This window comes from Leisingera sp. G5_S3_59_S7, from assembly GCF_054968485.1.
In genome coordinates this window covers 23,653-32,025 of the sequence record NZ_JBQKUH010000051.1, presented here as the reverse complement: position 1 = coordinate 32,025, position 8,373 = coordinate 23,653, and the positions used below count along the sequence as shown (strand labels likewise).

Below are 8,373 nucleotides of genomic sequence, written 5' to 3'. Positions count from 1 at the left end.
CCCCGCTTTACGCCCAGGTGCCTTCGGTCGCGGAACGGATCTTGCGGATGTTCTCGCCATAGACCTCCGGGGTGCTGACCGAGCCGCCCTTGAACACGGCAGAGCCTGCGACCAGCACATCCGCACCGGCCTCGGCCACAAGCGGTGCGGTGGTTGGGTCGACGCCGCCGTCGATCTCGATATGCACAGGGCGGTCGCCGATCATCGACCGCAGGCGGCGGACCTTGGCGGTCATGTCGATGAACTTCTGGCCGCCGAAGCCCGGGTTCACGGTCATTACGCAAACCAGATCGGTCAGGTCCAGGAGGTGCTCCACCGCCTCCGCCGGAGTGCCGGGGTTCAGCGCCACGCCTGCCTTCATGCCGGCCGCGCGGATGGCCTGCAGAGTGCGGTGGATGTGCGGGCCCGCCTCGAAATGGGCGGTCAGCACGTCAGCGCCGGCGTCGGCGTAGGCGTCGATATAGGGATCGACCGGCGCGATCATCAAATGCACATCCATCACCGTCTTCACATGCGGGCGGAACGCCTTCACTGCCTGCGGGCCAAAGGTGAGGTTCGGCACGAAATGCCCGTCCATCACATCCACATGCACCCAGTCGGCGCCCTGGGCTTCGATGGCCCGGATCTCCTGGCCGAAGTTGGCGAAATCGGCGGACAGGATGGAGGGCGCGATCTTGATCTTGCGGTCAAAGGACATCTGGCAGCTTCCTTTTGCAAAGGGAATTTTAGGAGTCGGAGGCCATATAGCCGCTGCAGCCCCGTCTGGACAGGGGCAGAATGCCGCCAAGGCCGGTTTCCGGTTGCGCAACGGCCTGGGGTTGCGGCAGGCGGCGTTACAAAACTTTCACGGCAGTGACACATAGGATTTGAGCAAAGCCCTTAGGCAATCCCGCAAAGAGAAGGGAGCGCCACCCGTGCTGCGCATTGACAAGCTGACAAAGAAATTCGGCGACAAAACCGCGGTGGACGCGGCCTCGCTGGACATCGACAAGCCCTGCATGATCGGCATCATCGGCCGCTCCGGCGCGGGCAAATCCACGCTGCTGCGGATGCTGAACCGTCTGGAAAACGCAAGCGATGGCCGCATTCTGTTTGAAGGGCGCGACATCACCGGGCTGAAGGGCAAGGACAAGCGTGCCTGGCAGTCCGACTGCGCGATGATCTTCCAGCAGTTCAACCTGGTGCCGCGGATGGATGTGGTCTCCAACGTGCTGCATGGCACACTGAACCGCCGCAACGCGATGGCGACGCTGTTCAACCTCTACCCGATGGACGACATTCACACGGCAATCGACATCCTGGACCGCCTGGGCATCGCCGAACATGCGGCCAAGCGGGCCGAGGCCCTGTCGGGCGGTCAGCAGCAGCGGGTCGCGATTGCCCGGGCGCTGATGCAGGACCCGAAGATCATCCTGGCGGATGAGCCGATTGCCTCGCTTGACCCGATGAATGCCCAGACCGTGATGGAGGCGCTGCGCCGCATTCACGAAGAGGACGGGCGCACCGTCATTGCCAACTTGCACACGCTGGACACTGCGCGCCGTTGTTGCGACCGGGTGGTCGGCATGCGCGACGGGCGTATCGTCTTTGACGGGCTGCCGGAGCAGCTGACCACCGGTGTGGCGCGCGAGATCTACGGCGCCGGAGAGGCATTCTCCGAGGCTGCCACCTCAACCGAAATCGAAACACTGGAGAAGGCGGACGCCCTGCGCGCCGCCATTCCTGCCGAATAATCCCTGACCTGACTTCATCGACCCGGGGTCTGCTCCCCGGGGCAGACCAACCGGAGAGACAAAAGATGAAAAAGCTGATTGCTGCCGCCCTGGCGACCACTGCGCTGACCGCGCCTGTTGCGGCAGAGGAGATCACCGAATTCCGCATCGGCATCCTGGGCGGCGAGAACGCTCAGGACCGTCTGAACAACAACGAATGCCTGCGTGAGTACACGGAGAAAGAACTGGGCGTCGAAACCAAGCTGTTTGCGCCTGCAGACTATAACGGCGTGATTCAGGGCCTCTTGGGCGGCACCATCGACATGGCCTGGCTGGGCGCGTCGGGCTATGCCAAGACCTACCTGTCCGATCCCGAAGCGGTTGAGCCGGTTCTGGTCAAGGTGAACACCGACGGCGGCTATGGCTACTACTCGGTCGGCTTTGCCCGCAAGGACAGCGGCATCACCTCACTGGATGATCTGAAGGGCAAGACCTTTGGGTTTGGCGACCCGAACTCCACTTCCGGCTACCTGATCCCGTCGATCGAAATCCCGAACAAGATCAATGCCAGCATGGACTCCGGTGACTACTTCGGTGAAGTGAAGTTCACAGGCGGCCATGAGCAGACCATCGTCGCGGTTGCTAATGGCGACGTCGACGGCGGTGTGACCTGGGCCGATGGCCTCGGCGAATGGGAAGACGGCTACCAGTCGGGCGCGCTGCGCCGTGCGGTTGACGCTGGCCTGGTCGATATGAACGACATGGTGGAAATCTGGAAATCCGCCCCGATCCCGGAAGGTCCGGTGGTTCTGCGCAAGGCCCTGCCGGCGGACGTCAAAGCCAAGATGACCGCGCTGATGGACAATCTCAGCGAAATCGACCGCGACTGCTTCTACGGCGTGGCGGCCGGCGAAGCCAAGAGTTTCGACCCGATCACCCATGATGCGTATGAGGTGATCATCGAAGCCCGCAAACTGAAGTCCCAGTAATTTCAGTACGGTGCTCTGCGGGGTTCCGGGCTTGCCCGGGCCCCGTAATTTCCTTGATGGCGTCTGTACTGGCCATCCATTGAAGACCAGGATTCCCAAATGGCAGAATTGACAGCCGTCCGGCCGGGCATTGAAGACATCCGGCAGCACTACACCGCCCATACCCAGCGCAAGCGGCTCTATGGCGGCATCCTCCTGGCGGTCTTCGTGGCGCTGATGGCGGCGGGGTTCCGCACCGCGGACGCCCGCAATGCCGGCTCCTTTGCCGACGGGTTCACCCGCATCTTCGACTACCCTTCCGAAGTGCTGGCTGAGGCAACAGAAAAGGCCATGGAGCTTCCCGGACACCTGGTGCATTTCTTCCCGGCACTGGTGGAGACGCTGAACATTGCTGCCGCCTCGACGCTGGCGGGCGCGGTGTTCGGCACGCTGCTGTCACTGCTGGCGACCCGCGGCATGGCGCCGTGGCCCGCGCTGATCCCGCTGTTCCGGCGCATCAGCGACATCTGCCGGGCGATCCCGGAAATTGTCATTGCGCTGGTGCTGATCTTTGTCCTGGGCGGCGGGCCGGTGCCTGCCCTGATCGCCATCGCCATTCACACTGCCGGCGCTCTGGGCAAACTGTTCTCCGAGGTGAACGAAAACGCCTCGCTGAAGCCGGTTGAAGGCCTTACATCGGTCGGCGCCACCTGGGCGCAGCGGATGACGCTTGGGGTGATCCCGCAGGTCGGCCCGAATTACGTCAGCTACGCGCTTTTGCGGTTTGAGATCAACATCCGCGCTTCTGCCATCCTCGGCTTCGTCGGCGCGGGCGGCATTGGCTATGAGCTGAAGAATGCCATGTCCTGGGGGCAGGGGCGGTATGACGAGGCCGCTGCGATTTTCGTCCTCCTGTTTGTCACCATCGTGGCCGTTGACCAGCTGTCCGGCCTGTTGCGTGACCGCCTGACCCATGGAGCGAAGGCATGACCACTTTCGACACCACCCTGACACCGGTTGATCTGAAGTCGGACATCTCGCGGCTGTTCCTGAAAAAGCGGCTGATGAATTTCGCATTGCCTGCCGCGGTGCTGGCCTATCTGGCCTATGTGTTTGTGGCCTTCGATCTGCCGGGCCTGTGGGAGCGTGCCAGCCTGGACAACGCCAAGACCCTGGTCAGTGACAGCTACAGCTACAAGACCCATGTCACCCGCGACAACCGCAGCGGTGAAGTGTCGGTGGCCATCGAGGGGGAGCGCAAGGGCGCCTATCCCACGGGCTCCGCACCGGACTGGGTGGCCCTGGGCGGGACCACGGTGATTGACCTGGAGGACGGCCATACGGTCACCTTCGGGACCGAAACCATCGAATACATCATCCCCGGCTATGGCACTGTTCGCGCCACCCCGAGCCGCAGCGCAGGTGTGCAGGCAGAACTGCCGCCGGGGGCTGTGCCTGAGTGGATCAGCGTCTCCAAGAACCGTTTGGCCGTCACCACAGATGCCGGCCGCCTGACCGTGACCCGCAACCGGGCCGAGGTGTTCCGTTATTTCACAGGGTGGGAGCTGTTCTTCTTCACCCTAGACAGCCCCTATCACGGCATGGGGGCAGGGGAGCTGCTGCAGCGTGCTGCCTCCGGTGAGGCCGGCGCGATCTTCCAGGAGTTCTGGACCAACAAGATGTGGCGCCACCAGGATGTGGCTTGGGCGATTGCCGAAACCCTTTTGATGGCGCTTCTCGGCACCGTTGGAGCGGGCATTATTGCGCTGCCGCTGGCCTTTGCCGCGACGCGCAACTTCATGCCCTTGCGCAGCGTCCGCTTTGCCATGCGCCGCCTGTTTGATTTCGTACGCGGCGTCGACTCGCTTATCTGGACGGTGGTGCTGGCGCGTGCGTTCGGTCCCGGCCCGCTGACCGGTGCGCTGGCGATCTTGGTGACAGACACCGGCACCTTCGGCAAGATCTTCTCCGAGGCGCTGGAAAACGTCGACCAGAAGCAGATCGAGGGTGTGGCTTCGACCGGGGCCAAGCCGCTGCAGCGCTACCGTTTCGGAGTGATCCCGCAGATCATCCCGGTTCTGCTGAGCCAGCTGCTCTACTTCCTGGAATCCAACACCCGCTCCGCCACCATCATCGGCGCGATCACCGGCGGCGGCATCGGGCTGCTGCTGACCCAGGCGATCATCACCCAGAAGGACTGGGAGGAAGTGGCCTATTACATCACCCTGATCATCCTGATGGTGATGCTGATGGACTGGTTCTCCGGCTGGCTGCGCCGCCGCCTGATCAAGGGCGAGGGCGGCAGGGCCGGCCGCAAGGAGCGCAAGGGGAAATCCTTCCTGCTGCCCTGATCCGCGGGCGCGACGCTGGGAAAGGACATGGAATGACCCGTTTGAAAGCAGAAGCTCCGCTCATTCATCCGGACTGCCAGATCACCGGCAGCACCTTCGGCGCCTATGCCGAGATCGGCGCGGGGAGCCGTATCGCCAATTCGGTGTTCGGAGATTACAGCTATTGCGACCGGACCTGCGACATCGCCAATGCGCAGATCGGCAAGTTCGCCAATATTGCAAGTTTCGTCCGCATTGGCGCCACGGATCACCCGATGGAACGGGCGTCGCAGCATCATTTCCTCTACCGCTCCGCAAGTTATTGGGAGGATGCAGGGGACGACGCGGACTGGTTTGGCCGCAGGGCCGGACGCACCGCCCGTATCGGCCACGACACATGGATCGGCCATGGCGCGATGATCAAGCCGGAGGTGGCCGTCGGCCACGGGGCGGTTGTGGCCTCGGGGGCAATCGTGACCAAGGACGTGGCGCCTTACACCATCGTCGGCGGCAACACCGCGCACGTAATCCGGCGCCGCTATACCGAAGCCGCGGCTGAGCAGATGATGGATCTCGCCTGGTGGGACTGGGACCACGATGCCCTGCGTGCGGCGCTGCCGGACTTCCGCCATTTGCGGGCGGAGGAGTTTCTGGAGAAATACGCCTGATCCGGCGGGCGGCGGCTCCCACCTGTTCCTGTGCATTCGAAGGATGCCCGTCGCAGTTGGGCGTTGCGCCGCTGCGCGGCGGGGAAAGGAGAGGCCTCCGCCCGTTCGAGCCTCGAATGATCTCCCGGGTCATCCCGTTTCCGGTTCTCACTGCCGGTAGGCACTTCAGGGCCCGTTCTGCCCTGAAGCGCGATGTCTATCGTGATTGCAGCCACCCAAGGCGCAAAGATGAACGGCGCTGCGCGCCGCCGTTTTGCGGCCCGTGACCCGGGGCGGGCAGGTTTACGCGGCGCCTGCGTCGACCAGCTGGGTGGCGATGTCCAGGAAGACCTTGGCCTGAGCGCTGCCGGGTTTGGCGGCCACGATCGGCGTGCCGTTGTCGCCTGCCAGGCGCACGTCCAGGTGCAGCGGCACCTCGCCCAGCAGCGGCACGTTCAATTTCTGCGCTTCCTGAGCGACGCCGCCATGGCCGAAGACGTGCTCCTCATGCCCGCAGTTGGAGCAGATGTGGGTCGACATGTTCTCGATCATGCCCAGCACCGGCACGTTCATCTTGCGGAACATGTCGATGCCCTTGCGGGCGTCGATCAGCGCCACGTCCTGCGGGGTGGAGACAACGATGGCGCCGTCCACGCGGGTCTTCTGCGCCAGCGTCATCTGCACGTCGCCGGTGCCCGGCGGCAGGTCGACGATCAGCACGTCCAGATCGCCCCACTGCACCTGCAACAGCATCTGCTGCAACGCCCCCATCAGCATCGGCCCGCGCCAGATCACCGCCTGATCCTCGCCGGTCATCAGGCCCATAGACATCATGGTGACGCCATGGTTGCGCAGCGGCAGAATGGTCTTGCCATCGGGGCTGGCGGGCCGGCCGCTGACACCCAGCATCTTGGGCTGGGAGGGACCGTAAACATCGGCATCCAGAAGCCCTACCTTGCGCCCCTGCATTGCCAGCGCGCAGGCGATATTGGCCGAGACGGTGGACTTGCCGACGCCGCCCTTGCCAGAGGCCACAGCCAGGATCCGCGCCACGCCCGGCACCTTTTGCGGCGCCTGCTGCTGCGGCTGGGCCGCTTTCTTGGGTTTCAGCTCCGGCGGCGCCTTTTCCGAATGGGCGGTCAGCATCGCCGAGACCTTCTCCACCCCCGGCAGCGCCGCCACCGCGGCGTCGGCCTTGTCGCGCACGGGGCCGTAGGCCTCGGATTTGCCGGGATCAATCTCCAGCACAAAGCGGACGGTGCTGCCCTCGACGGTCACTGCGCGGGCGATGCCTGCGCTGACGATGTCGCTGCCGCTGACGGGGTCGGTGATGGATTTGAGCGCCTCAAGGACGGTTTCACGGGTGACGGTCACGCCGGTCTCCTGCTTCTGGTCAAGTCTTGCGCCTGTTCTGGCGCAATTCCGCAGGTCATGCCAGCCGTACACGGCCCCGAATTTGATTTAGCGCATCCTGGAGTCAGCTTTTTGCGGTCTGGCGTTGCTGAAAGCCCCGAAGCCATGCGGCAAACGCGAGGGCGCCGCGCATCAGCGCGGCGCCGGGCCCAACGGGAGGAGGCCCCTTGGGGGCCGGACGACGGGCGGGAGGACGCCGTCAGCTGGCCAAAGCGATCCCGGCGGAGCCCATCACGGCGCCGATGCGGCGGCCGGTGTCCACCATGCGGTTGGAGAAGCCCCATTCGTTGTCATACCAGCTGACCACCCGCACCAGCCCTTCGGCGGTGACCGCGGTCTGCGCGGCGGCAAAGCAGCTGGAATGCGGATCGTGGTTGAAGTCGACGGAGACCAGCGGATCGTCCTCGTAGGACAGGATGCCCGCCAGCCCGTTGCTGGCAGCCGCTTTTACCGCGGTATTAACCGCCTCGGCGCTGGCGGGGCGCTCGGGCACAAAACTCAGGTCCACGACAGAGACATTCGCCGTGGGCACCCGGATGGCCGAGCCTTCCAGCCGCCCCTTCAGATGCGGCAGCACCTCAGAGATCGCCCGGGCGGCGCCGGTGGACGTGGGAATCATCGACAGCGCAGCAGCGCGGGCGCGGTACAGATCCTTGTGGCTGGTGTCGTGGGTCGGCTGGTCGCCGGTGTAGGCGTGGATGGTGGTCATGTAGCCGGTTTTGATCCCGAACGCCTCATCCAGCACCTTTGCCAGCGGTGCCAGGCAGTTGGTGGTGCAGGAGGCATTGGAGACGATCACATCCTCTGCCGTCAGATCCATGTGGTTGACGCCGAAAACCACCGTGCGGTCGGCGTCCTTGCCCGGCGCGGAGATCAGCACCCGCTTGGAGCCGTTCTTAAGATGCCGCGCTGCATCGTCGCGGGCGGTGAACAGTCCGGTGCATTCATAGGCGATGTCCACGTCCTGCCAGGGAAGCTCTTCGGGGTTGCGGATGGCGGTGAGGCGGATGCTGTGATGGCCCACGCGGATCAGGTCATCCGCCAGGAATACCGGCGTTTTCAGGCGCCCGTGCACGCTGTCGTATTTCAGCAGGTGCACCAGGGTTTCCGGCGGCGACAGGTCGTTGATGGCCACCACCTCAATGTCCTTTTCGCCGCTTTCCAGCAGCGCCCGCAGCACTCCGCGGCCAATCCGCCCGAATCCGTTGATTGCAATCTTCAGTGTCATCTCTGATCTCCGGCTGTGGCACCGGATCAAAGCCGGTAGCGATAACGGTTGCGATACCGATACCGATAACGGAAA

General features: G+C 64.1%; 8 protein-coding genes. 5 read left to right on the top strand and 3 right to left on the bottom strand.

Annotated elements, in window-relative coordinates; translation table 11 throughout:
* Positions 1 to 7 precede the first annotated feature (7 nt).
* Entirely contained in the window at positions 8 to 697 is a 690-nt protein-coding gene (rpe, locus tag ACTRWG_RS18120) for a ribulose-phosphate 3-epimerase (RefSeq protein WP_462829747.1), read from the bottom strand.
* A gap of 217 nt (positions 698 to 914) precedes the next feature.
* Here rpe and phnC point away from each other — a divergent pair, with 217 nt between their 5' ends.
* From phnC to ACTRWG_RS18095, 5 genes are all read left to right on the top strand, one after another.
* Positions 915 to 1,733: a phosphonate ABC transporter ATP-binding protein gene (phnC, locus tag ACTRWG_RS18115; protein WP_462829746.1), complete on the top strand. Its 819-nt coding sequence runs from the start codon at positions 915 to 917 to the stop codon at positions 1,731 to 1,733.
* Positions 1,734 to 1,798: 65 nt separating this feature from the next.
* Positions 1,799 to 2,701 (top strand): phosphonate ABC transporter substrate-binding protein, encoded by a 903-nt coding sequence (phnD, locus tag ACTRWG_RS18110; protein ID WP_027235049.1) that lies wholly within the window; start codon positions 1,799 to 1,801, stop codon positions 2,699 to 2,701.
* A 99-nt stretch (positions 2,702 to 2,800) separates the two neighbouring features.
* Entirely contained in the window at positions 2,801 to 3,670 is an 870-nt protein-coding gene (gene phnE / locus ACTRWG_RS18105; protein WP_462829745.1) for a phosphonate ABC transporter, permease protein PhnE, read from the top strand.
* Positions 3,667 to 5,031, top strand: a complete 1,365-nt coding sequence (gene phnE / locus ACTRWG_RS18100) for a phosphonate ABC transporter, permease protein PhnE (RefSeq protein ID WP_462829744.1) — start codon at positions 3,667 to 3,669, stop codon at positions 5,029 to 5,031. Before phnE (ACTRWG_RS18105) ends, phnE (ACTRWG_RS18100) begins: the two co-directional genes overlap by 4 nt.
* 32 nt (positions 5,032 to 5,063) lie before the next feature.
* Positions 5,064 to 5,678: an LbetaH domain-containing protein gene (locus tag ACTRWG_RS18095; protein WP_027235046.1), complete on the top strand. Its 615-nt coding sequence runs from the start codon at positions 5,064 to 5,066 to the stop codon at positions 5,676 to 5,678.
* Between the two features lie 282 nt (positions 5,679 to 5,960).
* Here ACTRWG_RS18095 and ACTRWG_RS18090 read toward each other — a convergent pair whose 3' ends face one another.
* On the bottom strand, positions 5,961 to 7,031 hold the full coding sequence (locus tag ACTRWG_RS18090) for an Mrp/NBP35 family ATP-binding protein (protein WP_027235045.1): 1,071 nt from the start codon (positions 7,029 to 7,031) through the stop codon (positions 5,961 to 5,963).
* Between the two features lie 238 nt (positions 7,032 to 7,269).
* On the bottom strand, positions 7,270 to 8,298 hold the full coding sequence (gap, locus tag ACTRWG_RS18085; RefSeq protein WP_027235044.1) for a type I glyceraldehyde-3-phosphate dehydrogenase: 1,029 nt from the start codon (positions 8,296 to 8,298) through the stop codon (positions 7,270 to 7,272).
* Positions 8,299 to 8,373: the final 75 nt, after the last annotated feature.

What these genes read in the sequence shown, in the direction of transcription:
- rpe (WP_462829747.1), bottom strand. Translation starts at nt 697, where the DNA reads ATGTCCTTTGACCGCAAGATCAAGATCGCGCCCTCCATCCTGTCCGCC.
- phnD (WP_027235049.1), top strand. Translation starts at nt 1,799, where the DNA reads ATGAAAAAGCTGATTGCTGCCGCCCTGGCGACCACTGCGCTGACCGCG.
- phnE (WP_462829745.1), top strand. Translation starts at nt 2,801, where the DNA reads ATGGCAGAATTGACAGCCGTCCGGCCGGGCATTGAAGACATCCGGCAG.
- phnE (WP_462829744.1), top strand. Translation starts at nt 3,667, where the DNA reads ATGACCACTTTCGACACCACCCTGACACCGGTTGATCTGAAGTCGGAC.
- ACTRWG_RS18095 (WP_027235046.1), top strand. Translation starts at nt 5,064, where the DNA reads ATGACCCGTTTGAAAGCAGAAGCTCCGCTCATTCATCCGGACTGCCAG.
- gap (WP_027235044.1), bottom strand. Translation starts at nt 8,298, where the DNA reads ATGACACTGAAGATTGCAATCAACGGATTCGGGCGGATTGGCCGCGGA.